This window comes from Oceanicoccus sagamiensis (assembly GCF_002117105.1).
In the GTDB taxonomy this organism is placed as follows: Bacteria; Pseudomonadota; Gammaproteobacteria; order Pseudomonadales; family Dasaniaceae; genus Oceanicoccus; species Oceanicoccus sagamiensis.
Window position 1 is genome coordinate 744296 of the sequence record NZ_CP019343.1, and the last position, 19289, is coordinate 763584.

11 protein-coding genes and 1 pseudogene are annotated in these 19289 nt (G+C 47.9%); 8 read left to right on the forward strand and 4 right to left on the reverse strand.

Annotated elements, in window-relative coordinates; genetic code table 11:
- The 4 genes and pseudogenes from BST96_RS03325 to BST96_RS03345 all read left to right on the forward strand — a co-directional run bounded on the left by BST96_RS03325 (position 1) and on the right by BST96_RS03345 (position 7304).
- On the forward strand, positions 1-1242 hold the full coding sequence (locus tag BST96_RS03325; protein ID WP_085757328.1) for a cytochrome P450: 1242 nt from the start codon (positions 1-3) through the stop codon (positions 1240-1242).
- 2354 nt (positions 1243-3596) lie between these two features.
- A pseudogene (locus BST96_RS21355) lies at positions 3597-5302 on the forward strand (HD domain-containing phosphohydrolase).
- Positions 5303-5325: 23 nt separating this feature from the next.
- Positions 5326-6561, forward strand: a complete 1236-nt coding sequence (locus BST96_RS03340; RefSeq protein WP_085757331.1) for a D-alanine--D-alanine ligase family protein — start codon at positions 5326-5328, stop codon at positions 6559-6561.
- The gene (locus BST96_RS03345; RefSeq protein ID WP_085757332.1) at positions 6561-7304 is read left to right on the forward strand and encodes an alpha/beta hydrolase; all 744 of its coding nucleotides are present in this window, start codon (positions 6561-6563) and stop codon (positions 7302-7304) included. Before BST96_RS03340 ends, BST96_RS03345 begins: the two co-directional genes overlap by 1 nt.
- 27 nt (positions 7305-7331) lie before the next feature.
- Here BST96_RS03345 and BST96_RS03350 read toward each other — a convergent pair whose 3' ends face one another.
- The 3 genes from BST96_RS03350 to BST96_RS03360 form a co-directional block, all read right to left on the reverse strand.
- Positions 7332-11702 (reverse strand): S8 family serine peptidase, encoded by a 4371-nt coding sequence (locus BST96_RS03350; protein ID WP_085757333.1) that lies wholly within the window; start codon positions 11700-11702, stop codon positions 7332-7334.
- A gap of 229 nt (positions 11703-11931) precedes the next feature.
- Positions 11932-13182: a TauD/TfdA family dioxygenase gene (locus tag BST96_RS03355; RefSeq protein WP_085757334.1), complete on the reverse strand. Its 1251-nt coding sequence runs from the start codon at positions 13180-13182 to the stop codon at positions 11932-11934.
- 18 nt (positions 13183-13200) lie between these two features.
- Positions 13201-13953 carry an SDR family NAD(P)-dependent oxidoreductase gene (locus tag BST96_RS03360; RefSeq protein WP_085757335.1) on the reverse strand — a complete coding sequence of 251 codons (753 nt, stop codon included), beginning with the start codon at positions 13951-13953 and terminating at the stop codon, positions 13201-13203.
- A gap of 155 nt (positions 13954-14108) precedes the next feature.
- Here BST96_RS03360 and BST96_RS03365 point away from each other — a divergent pair, with 155 nt between their 5' ends.
- Both BST96_RS03365 and BST96_RS03370 read left to right on the forward strand, forming a co-directional pair.
- Positions 14109-14777 carry a TetR/AcrR family transcriptional regulator gene (locus tag BST96_RS03365; protein ID WP_085757336.1) on the forward strand — a complete coding sequence of 223 codons (669 nt, stop codon included), beginning with the start codon at positions 14109-14111 and terminating at the stop codon, positions 14775-14777.
- A gap of 17 nt (positions 14778-14794) precedes the next feature.
- Entirely contained in the window at positions 14795-16105 is a 1311-nt protein-coding gene (locus BST96_RS03370) for an MFS transporter (protein ID WP_169713892.1), read from the forward strand.
- A gap of 49 nt (positions 16106-16154) precedes the next feature.
- Here BST96_RS03370 and BST96_RS03375 read toward each other — a convergent pair whose 3' ends face one another.
- Entirely contained in the window at positions 16155-17357 is a 1203-nt protein-coding gene (locus tag BST96_RS03375) for a TauD/TfdA family dioxygenase (protein WP_085757338.1), read from the reverse strand.
- Between the two features lie 13 nt (positions 17358-17370).
- Between BST96_RS03375 and BST96_RS03380 the strand changes: the two genes are divergently transcribed.
- Positions 17371-18171, forward strand: a complete 801-nt coding sequence (locus tag BST96_RS03380) for a TetR/AcrR family transcriptional regulator (protein ID WP_169713893.1) — start codon at positions 17371-17373, stop codon at positions 18169-18171.
- A complete protein-coding gene (locus BST96_RS03385; RefSeq protein ID WP_169713894.1) occupies positions 18168-19235 on the forward strand; it encodes a TauD/TfdA family dioxygenase in 1068 nt (355 codons plus the stop codon). Before BST96_RS03380 ends, BST96_RS03385 begins: the two co-directional genes overlap by 4 nt.
- Positions 19236-19289: the final 54 nt, after the last annotated feature.

Sequence of the window (19289 nt, forward strand, 5' to 3'; positions counted from 1 at the left end):
ATGGCGACTAAACCCGACACTATTAATCTGCTGGACCCGGCAGTACAGGAAGATTGGTACCCCTCCTATTCGCAATTACAGGAACAAGCACCGATCTGTTTTATGCCGGATCTGAATATGTACTTCGTCAGTAAATACAGCGATGTGCATTATATTGTTCGCCACCCGGAAATTTTTACCAATCAGGGCGGAGTGGTTTCTACTGAGCCTCTGGTGACAGACCCGGAAGCCCGTGCGATTTATAAAGAGCATGGCTTCGATAGAATGTTCCCTCTGTCGCTGGACCCGCCACACCATAGAAAATACCGCAAAATGATTGATAGCGCGCTGTCACGCAACGGCGTGCGCAAACATGAGCCCTTTATTCATAAGGTTGTCGACCAGCTAATCGATCAGTGGATTGATAAGGGCCAGGTAGAATTTATTGCCGAGTTCTGCGACCCCTTACCCCGCATGGTTATCTGCACATTACTAGGCTTACCGATTGAAGATATTCCGCAACTGATAATCTGGTCCACCGCCTGGGTCAGGGTATGGGAAGGGGAATTAAGCAAAGAAGACCAACTCGATGTCGCCCGCAAAGGGGTAGAGTTCCAAAACTATATTATTGAAAAAGTCCGTGAAAAACGGGCCGAGCCACAGGATGATTTAATCTCTGAACTGGCTAACGCCAGCTTTGAGGGAGAACGCCCACTCACAGATGCTGAAATTATTTCAATGATCGATCATTTGTTTATTGGCGGCAATGAAACCACTACCTTCGCTATTGCCTCGGGGATGTGGCTGTTGCTTAGCAACCCGGAGCAACTGGCAAAAGTTCGCGCAGACCGTTCATTAATCAAGAATATGGTGGAAGAGATTTTAAGATTGGAATCGCCCACCCAGGGCATGCCCAAAATCACCGTTGAAGATGTTGAACTCTCTGGCGTAAAAATTCCTAAGGGCTCCATCGTGCATGTGCGCTATGCCGCCGCCAACCGCGACCCCGACAAATTTGAATGCCCGCATGCCATGGATGTGACCCGTAAAAGTGCCGGTTCACATATGGCTTTTTCCCAGTCTATTCATAGCTGCCCGGGTGCTACCCTATCAAGGGTAGAAATTGCCATTGCCTTTGAGCACCTGTTGGACCGACTGGATGATCTTGAATTTACCCCGGATAAAAATGATTTTGCCCATTTACCCGGCTTTGTTCTAAGGGCATTAAAATCGCTAACGATCAACTTTAGCAAAGTCTCTTAACTCGCCCCCCTAATAACCGGCCTGCTGGGTGGGTGTCACTCACTGTGGTCTCATCGTTCTTTTATAGGCTGGGAACAAGCTGCACTGGGCTAACCCGTAGGGTGGATTATAATCCACCGGTACAGGCTAGCTCATCGCTGGGCCTGGTGGATTATAATCCACCCTACGATACCGGATGAAATCGCTAACGATCAACTTTAGCAAAGTCTCTTAACTCGCCCCTCTAATAACCGGCCTGTTGGGTGGGTGTCACTCACTGTGGTCTCATCGTTCTTTATAGTCTGGGAACAAGCTGCACTGGGCTAACCCGTAGGGTGGATTATAATCCACCGGTACAGGCTAGCTCATCGCTGGGCCTGGTGGATTATAATCCACCCTACGATACTGGATGAAATCGCTAACGATCAACTTTAGCAAAGTCTCTTAACTCGCCCCTCTAATAACCGGCCTGTTGGGTGGGTGTCACTCACTGTGGTCTCATCGTTCTTTATAGGCTGGCAACAAGCTGCACCGGGCTAACCCGTAGGGTGGATTATAATCCACCGGTACAGGCTAGCTCATCGCTGGGCCTGGTGGATTATAATCCACCCTACGATACTGGATGAAATCGCTAACGATCAACTTTAGCAAAGTCTCTTAACTCGCCCCCCTAATAACCGGCCTGCTGGGTGGGTGTCACTCACTGTGGTCTCATCGTTCTTTATAGGCTGGCAACAAGCTGCACCGGGCTAACCCGTAGGGTGGATTATAATCCACCGGTACAGGCTAGCTCATCGCTGGGCCTGGTGGATTATAATCCACCCTACGATACTGGATGAAATCGCTAACGATCAACTTTAGCAAAGTCTCTTAACTCGCCCCTCTAATAACCGGCCTGTTGGGTGGGTGTCACTCACTGTGGTCTCATCGTTCTTTATAGGCTGGGAACAAGCTGCACCGGGCTAGCCAGTAGGGTGGATTATAATCCACCGGTACAGGCTAGCTCATCGCTGGGCCTGGTGGATTATAATCCACCCTACAGTCGCATAATATTTAAGCCAAACTCTTCTAATCCCCCTCTCTGCACACTACACTGAACTGATAATACGAATGAGTCATCGACCTGCCAGAGAGACAAACCGATAATGACTATAAACACGTCCAGGAAGTACCCGCTACATATTCATATCAGCACACTGCTTGTCACCATGATTATCCTGCTGGGTGGTTCACTGGTCTGGCTAAGTTACAACCAGTCTACCCAATTAATTAGTAGTGCCAGCAACCAACTGTTTGAAGATTTGGCCCAAGATAGCCTGGACCAATTTAACAATCACTTTGAGCCGGTTTCCAGTGCCCTGCACGTTTTGGCGGCCAATGATTATAGCGGCCCCACCTTCGATACCGGCCTGAACTACAGCCCATTACTCGCCTCCCTGTTAAAGCGATATCCTCAGACCACCACCTTGCAAATCGGCTGGCCCAATGGTGATTATTTTGTGATGCGCTATCTCAATAGCGATTACAAAAAACAACTATTTAATCCTCCCCCGGGAGCAGCGTTTATTGCAGATCATATTCGCCACTCAGAAACCGGGGCACACCCGCAAACCCGGGTGTTTTTTGATAAAGAGATGACCATCCTTGATCAGCTGGACTTTGGTACCTCAGACTATGACCCACGCAAACGTAGCTGGTTTAAAGAAGCGCCACGCAATCAGGGCAATTATCTCTCCGAACCTTATTTATTTTATTTTCTGAAGCAGCCGGGTCTTACCTCCGCTCGCAAAGCCGTGCAAAGCGATGCGGTTATCGCCGCTGACATTAGTTTGATTGCTCTTTCCAATGCGCTAAAACAAACCTTTATTTCCCCCTCGGCGATTACCGCTATTAGCAATGATAAAGGCGAGATACTGGCCTACAATCAAAGCAGCAAACTTACCCTGGGCAGCCATAAAGATGACAGCCTGCACATTATCAAACTAAGTGAACTTAACCATTCAGCCATTGATAGTTTTCTCGGTGACACGCAAGCACAGCAGAGTGAATTTTTCCAAGTGGGGGAAGAAACCTGGATCAGTGCCGAGCATACGCTGTTTATCAGAGATGACCTTAACCTGAACCTAACCATTCTGGCACCGGTTTCCGAATTATTTTCCGACGCCTACCAAATGCGCGATCGCAATTTATTAATTACTCTGGCACTGGTGCTTATTACCCTACCCATTGCCTGGTTTATGTCTAACCAAATTTCAAAGTCGATCAAAAACCTGGCCAAACAGGCACGGGCTATTAGCCGTTTTGATTTTTCTTCCAAAGAGCCGGTAGAGTCCTTTGTGCTTGAGGTTGATCAACTGTCCCGGTCAATGGACCGCATGCAATTTACCATCAGCCGGTTTATCAACCTGATTAATTCGCTGGCCGGTGAAGAAGACCTGGGGCAACTGCTGGATAAAATCAGTGCAGAGACCATGACTGCCTGTGGTGCCCAGGCCGCCACGATTTATTTACTCAGCGATGATGAAACCACCCTGCAAGCGCAAGTGATGCACTTTGCTTCCGGTGAAGCCGTAGCCGCCTCCGACTTGGCGTCCTTTACCCTTAATAGCGAAACCAGCGAACACCCCATTGTTAAAAACTTTAGCAATCAGGAAACCGCACTGGCCACACTGCATAAAGATCACTATGACGGCAGCACCCCCGACGCTTTATTTGAGCAGCTAAACACCGATGATGTGATGATGCTGTTATTGCCACTGCACGATAGAGATCACGAGAAAGTTGGTGTTATCTGCCTGTTTTATCCAGAGCCCAAGGGCAATAAAAAACCCATGACGGCACAGCAGCAAGGTTTTGCCGAAGCACTATCGGGCTTTGCCGCCGTATCGGTAGAAAGCCGCCAGTTACAATTAGCGCAGAAAAATCTATTACAGGCGTTTATCGAATTAATCGCCAGCGCCATTGATGCCAAATCTCCCTATACCGGCGGCCACTGCCAACGCGTACCTGAACTCACTAAAATGCTGGCCCGGGCCGGCTGCCAGGACCAAGGGCACTTTAAGGACTTTAACCTTAGCACTGATGAGTGGGAAGAACTGCATATCGCCGGCTGGCTACATGACTGCGGCAAGGTGACCACCCCCGAATATGTGGTCGACAAAGCCACCAAACTGGAAACTATTTATAACCGCATCCACGAAATTCGGATGCGCTTTGAAGTACTCAAACGCGATGCGGAAATTGACTACTGGCAGCAGGTTGCCAATAACGGTGACCAAGCAGCACTGAGCACTCAATTACAGGAAAAACTGCAACAACTGGATAGTGACTTTGCCTTTATTGCCGAGTGCAATGAAGGTGGAGAATTTATCTCTGAAGATAAACTGGCACGATTACAGGCACTCAGCCAACTTAGCTGGAAAAGAACCCTCAGTGACACCATCGGCTTGTCTTGGGAAGAATTACAACGCCATAACACAACAGAGCAGAGCTTACCCGTCGCAGAAAAACTATTAGCCGATAAACCGGAACATATTATCGAACGCAAGCCCAGTGAAGTGATTCCAGAAAACAACCCCTGGGGCTTTAAACTAAACACACCAGAGCATAAGTATAATCGCGGCGAACTGTATAACCTTAGTATTGCCAGGGGCACGCTGGCCGAAGAGGAGCGCTTTAAGATTAATGACCATATGGTGCAAACCATTATTATGCTTAAGCAACTGCCCTACCCAAAACATTTACGTAATGTTCCTACCATTGCCGGCGGCCATCACGAAACCATGATTGGCACAGGCTACCCCGACGACTCACCAAAGACGATATGCCGGTAACAGCAAGAATGATGGCCATTGCCGATATTTTTGAAGCACTCACCGCCGCCGACCGTCCCTATAAAAAGGCGAAAACTCTGAGTGAGTCGTTAAAAATCATGAGCTTTATGCGCAATGACCAACATATCGATGCCGAACTGTTTGAATTATTTTTACGGGAAGGGGTTTATCTGGAATATGCCGAAACTTATTTAGATAAAGACCAGATCGATGAAGTCAATATCAATCATTATTTAAAGGGAGCATAACCATTAATATCCTGATTATCGATATGTATAACAATGGCTTGTTCGCAGCCAACCGGCTTGCCAATGATTACCAGCAAGTGCAAAAAGTTATTTTATTATCTGAGTTTGTACGCGCATCCATGTGGGCTTCTGAGCGCCTTCAGATTATTCAAGAAGCACAAAATATTGCCAGCATCGTAGAGCTGGTCAAAGCGGAAAATATCGATTTTGTTGTCAATCTCAATTCTATCTATGGCAGCGCCGGTATTGTGGAAACGCTGACGGCAATGGATATCCCCTGTATTGGCTCTAATCGCACATTTTCAGCCACAGAAATCGATAAGCGGGATTTTCGTCACTGGCTTATTGGCAAAGGTTTTACATCTCCCCTGATTCTGCACGAAGGCATGTTTGATGAAATTGAAGCGCAGATGGATCAATTTGATTATCCATTGGTCATCAAACCCGACTCACAGATTGGCCCCAAAGTCAGCCCCTGCCACAATAAAGAAGAGCTAAAAAACTATTTAGCGGAGTCCGCCCAACGATTTCCTTATGCCCGTAACGTTGTACTGTTTTCCATTGAAGAATATATACCACTAATGGATGAACTCTATGTGACCTATTTTATGTGCGGCGGCAAAGCGATTATTTGGGAAAGCAACCGTCTGCCCCACTCTTGGAAAGCGACCCGCGATGCGGGTGAATGTGCTTACGGTTTAATTCCCAACCCTAACTTTGAGCCCTACCGCGAGCAAATTACTCAATATCTTGAAAGCGCCGCTGAGTTTACCGATAACTGTATTGGTATTATTCAGTGCGGTATTGCTGAAGATTACAGTCTGTTTTTTGTAGAATCGAATGCGCGGCCACCCACGGCCTGCCTGGGCTTATTTGATGACCCTCTTGCTGTACTGGAAGCACTGCGTGATCAAGACTATGACCGCCTGCAAGCCTTACTGGCCGGTGTTGAAAGCCACGGTGCCGCCATTGCATTAATGCATAAAGCAGACACCATTGAAGTAGATGTCGATACGCTTAATCAGTTGGAAGGATTTTCTTACTGGCCAAACTCGGTTGAGAAAGAGCAAGGAAAATATATTTCGCACCGCAGAGGTGCTCCCAGCTTTTTGCATGTACACGGCAATACTATTGACGAGGTGGTAGCACGACTGCAGCAACATCTCCCCACCATTGAAAAAACCGGGGACTACCTGACCATTGTGCCTGAATCGATTAAAGCACTGTATTTAGCCCAAGGGGGCGCCAGTAAAGTCTGATGTATTCGTTGATTGCAATCATTCTTGGTACTTTAACCTTTGCGTTTTTATTGGTGCATTTTATCGCTTACTGGCTGGTGGGAAAAACCATCAAGCAGGATGTGGCTGAAAAACTACACTCCACAGCAAGCATAACCGTAAGCAGCAAGCCCTGGTTAAGCTTTGCACCCAAAGAAAACCCTTTAAAAGCCGGGATGATTTTTCACCCCGGCGGCTATGTAGATCCAGACGCCTACACCCATCTACTGTCGGCCACCGCCGAGCAAGGCATTTTATGTGTTGCAATACCGGGACGATTTAGAATTCCTATCCTTAACCGCTTTGCCGCAGCCAAAGTCATGGCCGAGCACCCCTCTATAGAGCATTGGTTTATCGCAGGCCATTCAATTGGCGGGGTCGTGTGTAATTTATTCTTATATGGACGCAACACCCCGGCCATTAAAGGGATGATTTTACTGGGGAGTTTTTGTATTGACCGCTTTAGCCTGGCAGACAGGCAGTTAGCCACACTGAGCATTTACGGCACAGAAGACAGACTGGCGCATAAATTTACCCGCTTTGAAAAAAACCTGCCCTCACCTTATCAGTCGATGGTGATCAAGGGCGGAAATCACGGCCAGTTTGGTTCCTATACCCACCACCTGCATGACAACCCGGCACTTATCAGCCGGGAACAACAGCAAGACTTAACGATTACTGCCGTCACCGAGTTTATTGCATCGGTATTAGAACAAGAACATTAACTCGGTTGCTGAAGCACTATTAAAAAACTATTCAAAGTCCAATGTGATGGTCAGGGTTTCAGCGCCATCAGCCAGGATAAGATCAAAGCTCTCATTACCGGTGTGACCGCTGGGGGTAAAGGTAATGGTTTTAGCCTGGCTATCCAGTACCACACTGCCGTCAACTACATTGACGACGGCCTCAAATTCAACAGAAGTCCCCACGCTTGCATTGACGATCTCTGAGAAATCAATCACCCGAGTCTGGCCAATACTTGCCGTATGAGAATAGTGATAATCCAGCTGACTGGATATACCGGGGTTATCCCCCAGGAAGGCACGAATGTCGGTAGCGGTTAATTCTTTTGACTCATGCCCCGGGAAGGACAACCACCCCTCTAACGCGGCTAATACACTCTGGCTATATACCAGGCGCTGGCTAACGCGACCCTGCAGATCATAAACGGTTTCACTGACCAGACCGATATCATCAATCTGGAAGGTTTGCTGGTCAGCATCGTTGTATAAGAAGTAATGGGGCTCCTGTAACGGTGTACCACCGGAATAATTATACAGTACCACCTTATCCCTAAGGGCTTCGTCAGCAATGGCGCTTTTGGTATTTCTCCTGACCGCTGAGACCACAATATTGTCGAAATAAACGGGCACATCTTCATTATAAATAGCGTTTCTGCTCTGGCCTTTGCTGAGGGCGATCAATGTCATTTGCAACTCCACCTGCACTTCGACAGCACCCACAGGCACATCAACCAGGAAACTACGGTCTTGCCAGCTATTGTCCATCACATAACTTTTGACAAACGTAGAACCAACCAGGCCACCAGCCTCATTATAATAACGAACCACCCAGCGGCTGCGCATATCTACATGCCCTGCATGAGAATAATCTGAACCACTTATTTGCAGCTGCAAATTACCACTGGCTGAGACGTCAGCAAAATTAGCGATAGAGAAGCGCTGCCTGAGTGAAGGGGTGTCGACTGCACCAATAATAAACCCTTGCAGGCGGCGCTCATCGGACTCATGGGCTACCGCCCAATGGGCCGACCCACTCCATTGATCATTATCCAGAGGGTAGTTGGCGGAACCATTGGCCAGTAACTGAACATGCATTCTGCTCTCGGTTCGGTTTCTATCAATCAGGAACTGATGAATATCACTGGCACTCGGTGCAGAAGTCAGGCTAACGGCCTTCCAAAGACTTAGCTCCGCAAAAATATTGTCATGGTAAATAAAGTAACTGGCAATCTCACCCAGGTTTTCTGTGTCATGGCGATAGCGGGTTTCGGTAACATCACCACTGCCATCTACAGTAAACAAGAGTTGCCCTTCTGTCTGGTAGCTATAATCGTAAACATAGTAATTCACCACACCAGCCACTTCTTCACAAACAATATTGCTCAGTGGGTCGGCAGGGTCTTCATACCCTATTTCCAGACCATCGCCATTTTGATCGACACCATCACCACATAACTCAGGAGCATTCAGATAGACGGTGGCATTCAAAGGATCAAACCCGGCCGCCACTTCATCACTGTCGTTAAAGCTATCACCATCGCTATCACTTAATAGTGGGCTGGTTTGATAATAATATTCCTGAGCATTGCTTAAGGTATCAGCATCACTGTTAAAGTCATTGCCATCGGCCGCATCATTAGGGTTTAAACCGTAGCTGGCCTCCCAGCTGTCGGGCAGTAAATCCAAATCGGTATCGGCCGGTGATTGCTGACTGCCAAAAGCCAGCACTTCCAGCGCATACAGATCAGCCGCAGTCAGTTCGCCATCAGCGACCTCAGGAGCAATATCAGCACGGGAAACCAGAGACTCATCCAGCAAGGCAATACCGAACACATGGTCTTTTAACAGACTGACATCCAAGCTGGTCCAACTGCCATCGCCATCAATATCACCTCTTTCGACAACACTCAGCATAAACACTAACTGGGCCACGCCCCCTTCACTATCGGTCGCTGTCAGCGTCACGGTATGATCGCCAACCGATAAGACCTTACTCAGGCTACTACCGGTACCTAATGGGCCGTCAAGATCAGAGTCCCATGCAATGACCGCACTGATATCACCATCGTTATCATCAATAGCCGAAGCTAAAAAATCAATGGCGAGGCCATCGGTATGGGGGCTGGCACTATTAGCAGGGGCCAAGAGTGTTATCGTGGCCGGGGCATCCAGAGGGTTGGTACCCTGTTGGTATTCCGCTAAATTATTCACCCCGTCGCCATCGGGGTCAGCCAGCGGATCACTGACGCCATAAAAGGCCTCCCAAATATCAGCCATGCCATTGGCTTCCACATCCGCTAAAACGGTGAGCTGTATGGTCGGAGGATTAACCGGTATGGCGCCTTCGGAATCAACAACGGATAAGGTAATGGTATGGCTACCGACACTTAAGGCTGCAGTCAAAGGACTGCCCACACCAAACGCACCATCAATATTGGAAGACCAGATCAGGCTGGCGGTTAGTTCAGCATTATTGTCTTCTGCATCCGTTGCCGAACCGACAAAGCCAATATCAGTGGCCTGTAAAAAATCAGCACCGGTAGTTGGCGCATCAATACTGGCTAACGGCGCTGCATCGGTGGGATTAAACCCTGCCTGGTATTCTTGTAAGTTGCTATAACCATCCCCATCTGCATCCGCAGCAGGGTCAGTTAAACCGTATTGCGCCTCCCAGTTATCATCCATGCCGTCATCATCAGCATCGGGGGAGATATGCACCATCACGGAAGGAACCAGCACCGGGCTGCCGCCCTGGCTATCGCTTACCGTGGCTGTAATGGTATGGCTTCCGGCACTCAGATAAACACTGATATCCGAACCCTGGCCCAGGCTACCATCAATACTGGAGAACCACTGAAGGCTGCTACTCAGATTACCCTCTTCCGCATCCGTCGCCGTGCCCTGCAAGTTTACAGCGAGGGTTTGCAGTTGATCGAGACCCGTTGACGGCGCACTGATGGCCACTGTAGGAGCAGCATCTTCCGGGTCAGTACCATTATCCAGTTCGGTTAAAAAACTGAGGCCATCGCCGTCATTATCCGTATTCAGCCGCAGACTTGGAAAGCTTAAGCCGTTTCTGGGGTCAGTAAAGGTGGTGGCTTGCTGCTTGAGTAAAGCCGTTATCTGGTCAACCGTCAGGCTACTATCAATCGCCTTAAGGACGGTATAGGCACCAGAGACATGAGGGGCAGCCATTGAGGTTCCCGATAAGCCACCCAAGCCATTGGAGAAAATCCAAGTGGGAACAGCAGCCACTATCGTCTCACCCGGTGCCATAAAATCCAAAAAGGCTGCACTATTAGAAAATGTACTGACAGAGTTACCGGTATCACGGACACTGCCTACAGAAATAACATCGGGGATACAGGCCGGTCTGGCAATAGCATTGGTAAACTCACTATTCCCTGAGGAGGCAATCGTTGCTATACCCAGCGCTTTTAAATCAGCAACCTGGTTCGCTAGATTGCGCTCGGCACTGGAAGTACATTCTGAGCTGTATTCGCCGCTACCCAGACTCAGGTTAACGGCGGCAATATTATAAGAAGAAGCCAAGCCTTCAACATAGGCCATACCCGCCAAAACATCACTGTCAAAAGCCAGCAAACAGGGCGCGGCAAGGGGTGAGCAATTGCTTGAATAATTCGCACGGGTAAAAACCTGCACCATAATAATATCGGCTTTGGGTGCAACCCCCCTATAAGTACCGTGACTACCTGCTGCGATCGAGGCAACATGGGTTCCGTGATAACAATCCCCATCGCCACACACTTCAGCAGTGCCTGCACCAGAGCCATCCTGCCCACCAGGGCAGAGACTGGTATAGCGAGAGCCACTCGAACTGGAGAAACAAGCTTCCTCGACAACCCGGCCGGAAAAATGACTGTGGTCAACCTGAAAACCAACATCAAGAATAGCAACTGCCGCCCCATCGCCATCATAGCCCAATGTCTGCGCACTACTTGCGCCAATATAATTCCGGGAAGCATTTAAGTGTCGCCTGTTAGCACGATCCTCTACCACGGCCTCGATCCAACCACTATCCAGCAAAGTATCCAACTGCTGTTGATTTAATTCATAAACCACCAACGGTAAATCGGCCAACTCTTTTTGGGCAGCAATATTCCACTGCTGCATAGCGCTCATTAACCGAGCCCGCCCCTGTAGCATTTGTAAATCGGGGTGGGTAAATAACTGATGCGGTTTAACACGGGCGATAACCCTGACCATACCCTCTTGCGAGGTGCGTAATTTGAGCTGTTCGTATTGGGGGGCTAATTGAAGACGCTCGAAGTAGCTTCCCGGATCAGCGTGGACCCAGGTTGGGGCTTGTAAGGCCACCAGAATAACTAGCGATTTCAGGACATAGTGGATATGGCTCATATAGCTTTCTCACTGGCACTATATGCGATGTATTCGCTTATTATTAGATATGCCAGAACGTCGTAGCTTTTCGCACCGGTTAAAATGCTCAACTATTAGACAATATTACACCCCATAAATAAAGTGCAATTACTGCCAAAAAATTACCTGCGCATTTCTTTCTCAACCTAACAAAAATGCTAAGCCATTGAATTATATAGCATTAATAACTTAGCCAAACCTCCACTCGTCAGCCTTTCCTTTTTGCATTCACCTCATTTAACAGAGCCATATTGATCTCGCTAATACCTTTTTGCCCTGCTGCTTTAAACACAGAGCGCAATGCCGCACCACGGAACATGGCCGGTATCTTCTTAAGCTGGGCGGCAGCCCCCGGAGTAAAGCTAAACTCCGCCTTTTTGGCGTTTAACTTGGCCAGAAAAGCCGGGTCGACATCGGCATGGTCATCGCTGCTACCAGCAACCACCGTCAACTTATCCTCAGTATTATTATAACTGCCATCGGTGTAGCTCATCTCCGGCTTATTGGCCGAATCATAAAGCTCATCAACATTGATATAGGGCGCATTGGCATCAAACTGCAACGGCGTTTGTGCCGAGGGGTTGGTGGAGGGCCGAATCGTATCGATAATAGCAATACGGTTCATTTCCCGATAAGCCGGTGAGAAATCGTTGATACCGCGATGCTGCAAACAGCGATTATCCCACATGGCTATCGAGTTATCCTGCCAGCTAAAACGGCATTGAAACTCTGGCTGGTAAGCATGTTCAAACAGCATGGCTAACAGCGTATCGCTTTCTTTTTCGGATAACTCAGGAATGCGAACACCCGTTAGCTGACTGGCATAAATCGACTTGCGCCCTGTTTCGGGGTGAGTAATCACCAGTGGGTGTGTCGCTGGCGGATTGCGCTTCATCATATCTTCCCATGCCTGTGCGCCAGCACCCTCTAAAATACCGCGACCAAACGTTTTATCCAAATTATGAACACAGCTTAAACCTTCAAGAAATTTTTTCATCGGTTCTGATAAGGTATCAAAGGCTTTTTCCATATCGACCCAAATTGTATTACCTCCACCCTGTGGCATTTTCAGGCCCCGCAGTATCGACATTTTGGAGGGGTAGTCCCGGAAGGAATCATCCGCATGGTAATTAACATCACTACCAATCGAGCTGTACTCATCCATAATCTGCTCTTTAATTTGCGGGTATTGCTCTAACTGTGGCACCGCACCAGGGCCCTGGGGCAAACCAAAACGGCGGGCAAAAGTAATATGCTGCTCCGGCGTCATGGCCTGGTCATAGAAAAACAACACCTTAAAATCCAGAAAGGCACTGTAGATTTCTTTAAAGGCAGCGTCAGTCAATTGGGTATTTAAATCTATGCCCGAGACAATACCACCCAAGGCACCGGATGCCGGCACAATCGAAAAATGCTGGTACTGGACCTCTTCTCGCTCTGAAAAAAACTGGTAACTCATGGGCCTAACTCCTGATCATTATGCGCGCGCGTGAAAAATTTTGTCGCTAATAAAACTGGGCAAGCCTCCCAGCAACCAAAAAATAAAATACATACCTTTGCTAAAACCAATACGCGGCTTATTCCGCGCCAACCCCCTGCCAATAATCTCAGCAGCTCTGTCAGCACTCATCGCTCCTCGAGGCTGGAAGCTCAAAGCATCGGTCATCCGGCTTTTGACCATTGCCGGAATGATCACTGAAACACCAATACCGTATTTGGACAGTGACCCCCGCAAGCCTTCACCCCATACTCGCATGGCAGCTTTACTGCCCGAGTAGGACGCACCATTGGGGAAGCCGCGAAAGCCCATCACCGAACTCACTACCGCTATTTGACCATAGCCCCGGCTTTTCATCGGCTCAATCACCGGCAGCACCGTGTTTAAAACGCCGTCGATATTGACGCTAAAGTTTTCCCGCATATGCTCAGCCGTTTCAACATCTGCTCCGGTGCTGGCGGAGGCTCCAGCATTGGCAACAATCAGGTCCAGGGGATGCTGAGTATCAGCGTTGCTAATAAATGTTGCTGCAGCAGCCTGATCACAGATATCCAGAGTTTGAGGAAAAACCTCAGCCCCTTTATCTCGGCACTGCTCGGCAACCTGCTGTAATCGCTCGCTATTTCGCCCCGTTAAATACAGTCGACGACCCTCTTGGGCATACATTAAAGCCAGACCTTCACCAATACCTGAAGAAGCCCCTGTTATAAGAATATTTTTAAAATCAGTCACTTAACACACTCTTGTCAACTCTCGGCATTGTTGAAACAATAGCCGACTGGAAAATTTAAGTCCTTTGACTTAATCTACGAAGTACTTTAAAGTGAGCAACAACATTAAGTCAAGCGAATTAATTTATTAAATCATTCACCCATTGGTAAAAGCCTATGCCCCCACCCCAACCCATAGATACCGATACCCGTCTAAGACTGATGCTAGCCGGAGAAAGGCTGATTGGTGAGCTGGGCATCGAAGGCGTGTCCCTGCGGCAGGTTAATACTGCTGCCGGTCAGAAGAATAAATCCGCAGCCCATTATCACTTCGGCACCAAGCTGGGCCTGATTGAGGCCATCTACAATTACCGTATGGAAAGGGTTAATACACGCCGCGAAAAAATGCTCGACAACAACACTGGCACGCTTCGCGATCTCATAACCGCTTGGGTCTATCCTATGGTGGAAGAAATGAATGAGGCGGATGGTGGCACCCACTACATTCGGTTTATCGCCAAAGTTAGTACCCATGCCGACAACGATGTCAGAAGCCTGATGGACAGCAAACACGCCTCCGGCTTACACCGTATCGCAGCCGGCCTAAGAGAGCTTTTAGTCGATTTACCCGCCACTATTTTTTCTATGCGTTTTGGCTTGGTGATGATCGAAGTTATTCATATTCTGGCAGAGCACGAACGCCTGATGGAACTATCCCCAAACCATGAAATGAGCAACGCTCTCTATGTCAGTAATCTGGTTGATACGCTAGTCGCCACACTGGAGGCCAGCCTATCCACTGAAACCCAGCGTGAATTAACTAACAATAAAAACCAAACTGCTTAATTGCCCGAGGTGTCACTGTGAACAATCCCACCAAGTTTGGCCCCGCAACACTGGCGCCAGGTTATAGTAAAAGCAATGCCGCAGGTTTGCTGGTCGCTTCATTCACGGCTATCCCTCTGGTTAGCTTTATAAATTTTGCGCAACCCTTTTTATTAGAAGAAGTGTTCCATGTTCCCAAAGAAGAACAAGGTGTATTGACCGGCCAGCTGGCAGCCATGCAAGAATTTATTGTTTTGATGCTGATGGGCTTTGTGGGCGCCATGTCAGATAACTGGGGGCGAAAAATCATTATGATTATTGGCCTTGCGATGCTCGCACTTGGCCTGGTGATATACCCCCTGGCTACTCAGGCCAACGACCTGTATGCCTACCGCATTGTATTTGCCATTGGCGCGGCGATGGTGCCGGTCATGTACAGCACCACCCTGCAAGACACTGCAGCTAACAAGTCACGCGGTATCTTTACCGCATTGGGAAGTTTTTGTACTGGTCTTGGTATGGTGTTGATCGCCACGCAAATTGGCAAGTTGCCACAACAGTTAATTGATAGCGGCTTAGACCCGATGATGGCTGGCCGTTATACCTATTGGTGTATGGTGATATTAGCGCTCGTCGTTGCCATAGCGGTACACTGGTTATGGCGCAGCGGGGGAGAAACCCGCATGGAGAAAAAAGTACCCGCCTTGCAACTTGTCTCTCAGGGCTTTGCTGAAGCCAAACTTAATCCTCGTATTGCACTGTCCTATATGACAGCTTTTGCCTCCCGTGGTGATTTGGTAGTGGTTGGTACCTTTATGTCATTATGGGTAGTGCAGTCGTCATCTGATTATAACCTCACCTCCGCCGAAGGACTGGCAAGAGCAGGCATTATGGTCGCCATTGTGCAAGGTACTGCAATGTTATGGGCAATCGTAATGGGTATACTCTGCGACAAAATTAACCGCGTACTTGCGGTATTCATCGGCTTTAGTATTGCCGCTGTGGCCTATGTCAATATGTCGCTAATTGATAACCCTTTTGCAAGCTCCGCCTTAATTGCCTGCATTGTTTTAGGTGTAGGTGAAATTTCCACTATTATTGCCGGCTCTGCACTGATTGGCCAGGAAGCACCCGCAGAAAGAAGAGGTTCAATTTTAGGCGTATTTAGTTTAATTGGTGCTGCGGGTATTTTACTGGGCACTTATTTTGGAGGCGTGGTATTTGACGGCGTCGGCCGTACAGCGCCTTTTTTAATGATGGGGATTGTTAATGCCATGGTGGCCATTACTGCTCTGGTGGTTTTATTACGCTCACCGGGTATGACGGGCGCAGAAGTACAAAGCCAATAACCGGTAAATTTCTTTGGCAAAGGGCGTGTTCGATCATCGCACGCCCACATTACCGGCTCTTTCTGACCTCTTCCAATATCTCAAGCCCCACAACACTGGCACCTTGTTTAGTCGCCTCTGAAAAAATAGCACTCAGTGCAGCACCTCTAAACATCATAGGTATTTGCTTGACCCGCATAGCGGCTTCTGGAGTAAATTCTATGCCCGCTTTTTTCTTGTTGAGCTTGGCTAAAAATTTAACATCTACATCGATGGCCGTCGCTTCTACGAGGGTATCTGTAGGCGCATCGTCTGAGCCGGCTTCGCCAACTGACTTTTCATCATCCAACGCATTACAAGGCACGATATCCAAGTGGCTGATAGTACGCGTAAGCGCTGTATCAAGGTCCAGTGCTGGCGCCTGCTCATCCGCAATAGCTATCCGGTGCATCACTCTTAATGCCGGGAAAAAGTCATCAATGCCCCGATGCACCGTACAGCGATTATCCCACCAGGCCACGCTATTATTTTTCCATTTAAAACGGCATTCAAACTCAGGCAAAAAAGCTTTACCGCACAAATAATTAAGTAGCAGCTCGCTTTCTTCCGGCTCTAACTCATGTATTTTCAAGGTGAGTAACTCACTGCAATAAATAGATTTTCGCCCTGTTTCCGGGTGACGAATGACCAGCGGATGCGTATGGGGTAAATTGCGAGTCATCATCCGGTCAAAATCTTCACCTGAACCTGACTCCAGAATTTTACTGCCAAACCCTTTCGCCAAAGAATGCTCCGCCGTTAAACCCTGCAACAAGGTTTTCATTGGCACTGATAGTGAGTCGTACACTTTTTCCATATCCACCCAGATCGTATCACCTCCATGGTCAGGCATATCAACACCCCGTAGTATCGACATTTTAGTTGGGTACTTATGAAAACTATCATCTGCATGAAAACTGACATCTGACCCCATGCGACTGTATTCATCGTACTGCTGCCGCGTAATCATGGGGAATTGTTCACTGACTATTGGTATAAAATCAGCATCGGCAGGCGTCCCTACCAAACGAGCAAAATCAGCATGATCCTGGTCATTCATTGCCTGATCCCTAAAAAACAAGACTTTGAAATCGAGCAGGGCCTGCTTTAATTCACTGACCACTTCAGGCTTTAAATCGCCATTAAGCTGAACACCGGATATCTGTGCACCCAAGGCACCTGACACAGGTTCATAGTTAAAGTATTGGTACGCAGGTAATGATGGTGTACTCATAAGCTCTCCGGCAGTGATACTGAAAATTAAAGCAGCCGCTTTAAAATACGACTTTACGCCATTTAAAGCAAGTGGTTTAATTGTAATTACCTATCAATACACCGACTTATCACCCTGTGCCGAAATCACCCCCGACAATAAAGAGCAAACCCGCGAACGATTACTATTGGCCGGGGAGAAATTGATTGCTGAAAACGGAATTGAAGGAGTATCTCTACGCCAGGTGGGCATTGAAGCGGGCCAGAAGAATACTTCCGCAGCGCTCTACCACTTCAGCCATAAAGAAGGGCTGCTGCTGGCGATTTTTGAATACCGTATGGCCCATGTTGACCAGCGGCGGCATCAATTACTCGATAAGGACGACAGCAGTATCAGAGCGCTGATCAAAGCCTGGGTATTGCCAGACCTGGAAGAAATTACCAGCACTAAGGGCGGCTCTTACCATGCAAGATTTCTGGCGGTAGCGTCCAATCACCCCGCACTGAACTTTAGCAAACTATGGACCAGCCCTTATGCCAGTAGTTATATGCGTATTGCTAAGGGGCTAAAAGCACTGCTGCCGAAAATGCCAGAAACCATTTTCTACAGCCGCTTCGGTATGGCGATGATCCAAAGTATTTACAATCTGGCCGACCAGGAACGACTGCGATCAAGCAAATCTAAAAACGCCATCAGCGAAGACCTGTTTATCCATCAACTGATTGATGTGATGGAAGGTATTTTTATCGCCCCTATATCCACAGAAACCAAGAAGCAATTAAAACTCGCCAAGCCTGCCAGCCAGGCAACAACTCTAAAAAAGGGATATGTTTGAAAACGAATAATAATGACAGCACAAGCACCTTAGGTAAGAGTGAACTAGTTCAAGCATCAAAGCGTTTTCAATTGCCGGTGATCCGCAAACCCAGTGATGCTGATATTCAATCTGCAGATTTTATCCACTACCTGAAAGCACAATTATCAACCCATGGCGCGCTGCTGATACGGGGGCGCAGTGATTTTCAGCAGTGTCATTTTGAGCGTTTGCTTGACGCACTGCATTTTACGCCAATGAACTATCGCTTTGGCGTCTCACCCAGAACAACAATCAATCGCACTACATCGACCTCAACCGAGGCCCCTGCTTTTCTTCCGATTGGCGTACATTCAGAAATGGCTTACACCAATGAAAGACCAAGAAAAATAGCCTTTTTCTGCGCAAGGGAACCAAAGATCCATGGTGAGACCCCTATTGTTAATAACTTCGATATGCTGAGTGATATTAAGCCATCACTGCTGGAGAAATTAGCCACACAACAACTGGCTTATCGCCGATATTTTTTAAAAAGAAAAGCCCGCTTTAGTTTTGAGCAACAACTCGCGGCTGTATTTGGCACTGAGAACACGCAAGCAATTGAAAAGCTATTACACGACAATGACATGGATTTCGAGTGGGAAAGTAACGGCGACTTAATCACCTACAAAAAAGTTAACCCCATTGTCAGGCATCCAGAGCTTAATCGTCAGGCATTAAATATCAACCTGTTTCACTGTGATGCTCTAACCGTAGATTATGAACATCTTCGTGAGCGTTTTAGCCCGTTAAAATGGCATGCCGTTAATCAATTACAGCGCTTTGTTCGCAATTCACATAAATCAACTATTCGTACCCACTGGGGGGATAAAGAGCTGATTTCATCGCAAGAAGCCCGCTATCTACAGACGTTATTTTGGCAGCACAGCACGATATTTACATGGCGCAGAGGCGATATATTGTTATTGGATAATATTGCCTTTTCCCATGGCCGCCTCAATGTTAGCGGCCCAAGGTTGATCCTCGCCTCATTGGCAGATACGTATAATGCCAACGATCCAGACTATCAAGCAGGCCTTGAATAAGGCTGCTATCAACATAGACAAACTATCAATACACACTCAATAAACTCATCAATT

Excerpts from the sequence above, each read along its gene's own strand:
- BST96_RS03340 (WP_085757331.1), top strand. The coding sequence starts at position 5,326 with ATGTATAACAATGGCTTGTTCGCAGCCAACCGGCTTGCCAATGATTAC.
- BST96_RS03325 (WP_085757328.1), top strand. The coding sequence starts at position 1 with ATGGCGACTAAACCCGACACTATTAATCTGCTGGACCCGGCAGTACAG.
- BST96_RS03355 (WP_085757334.1), bottom strand. The coding sequence starts at position 13,182 with ATGAGTTACCAGTTTTTTTCAGAGCGAGAAGAGGTCCAGTACCAGCAT.
- BST96_RS03345 (WP_085757332.1), top strand. The coding sequence starts at position 6,561 with ATGTATTCGTTGATTGCAATCATTCTTGGTACTTTAACCTTTGCGTTT.
- BST96_RS03350 (WP_085757333.1), bottom strand. The coding sequence starts at position 11,702 with ATGAGCCATATCCACTATGTCCTGAAATCGCTAGTTATTCTGGTGGCC.
- BST96_RS03375 (WP_085757338.1), bottom strand. The coding sequence starts at position 17,357 with ATGAGTACACCATCATTACCTGCGTACCAATACTTTAACTATGAACCT.
- BST96_RS03365 (WP_085757336.1), top strand. The coding sequence starts at position 14,109 with ATGCCCCCACCCCAACCCATAGATACCGATACCCGTCTAAGACTGATG.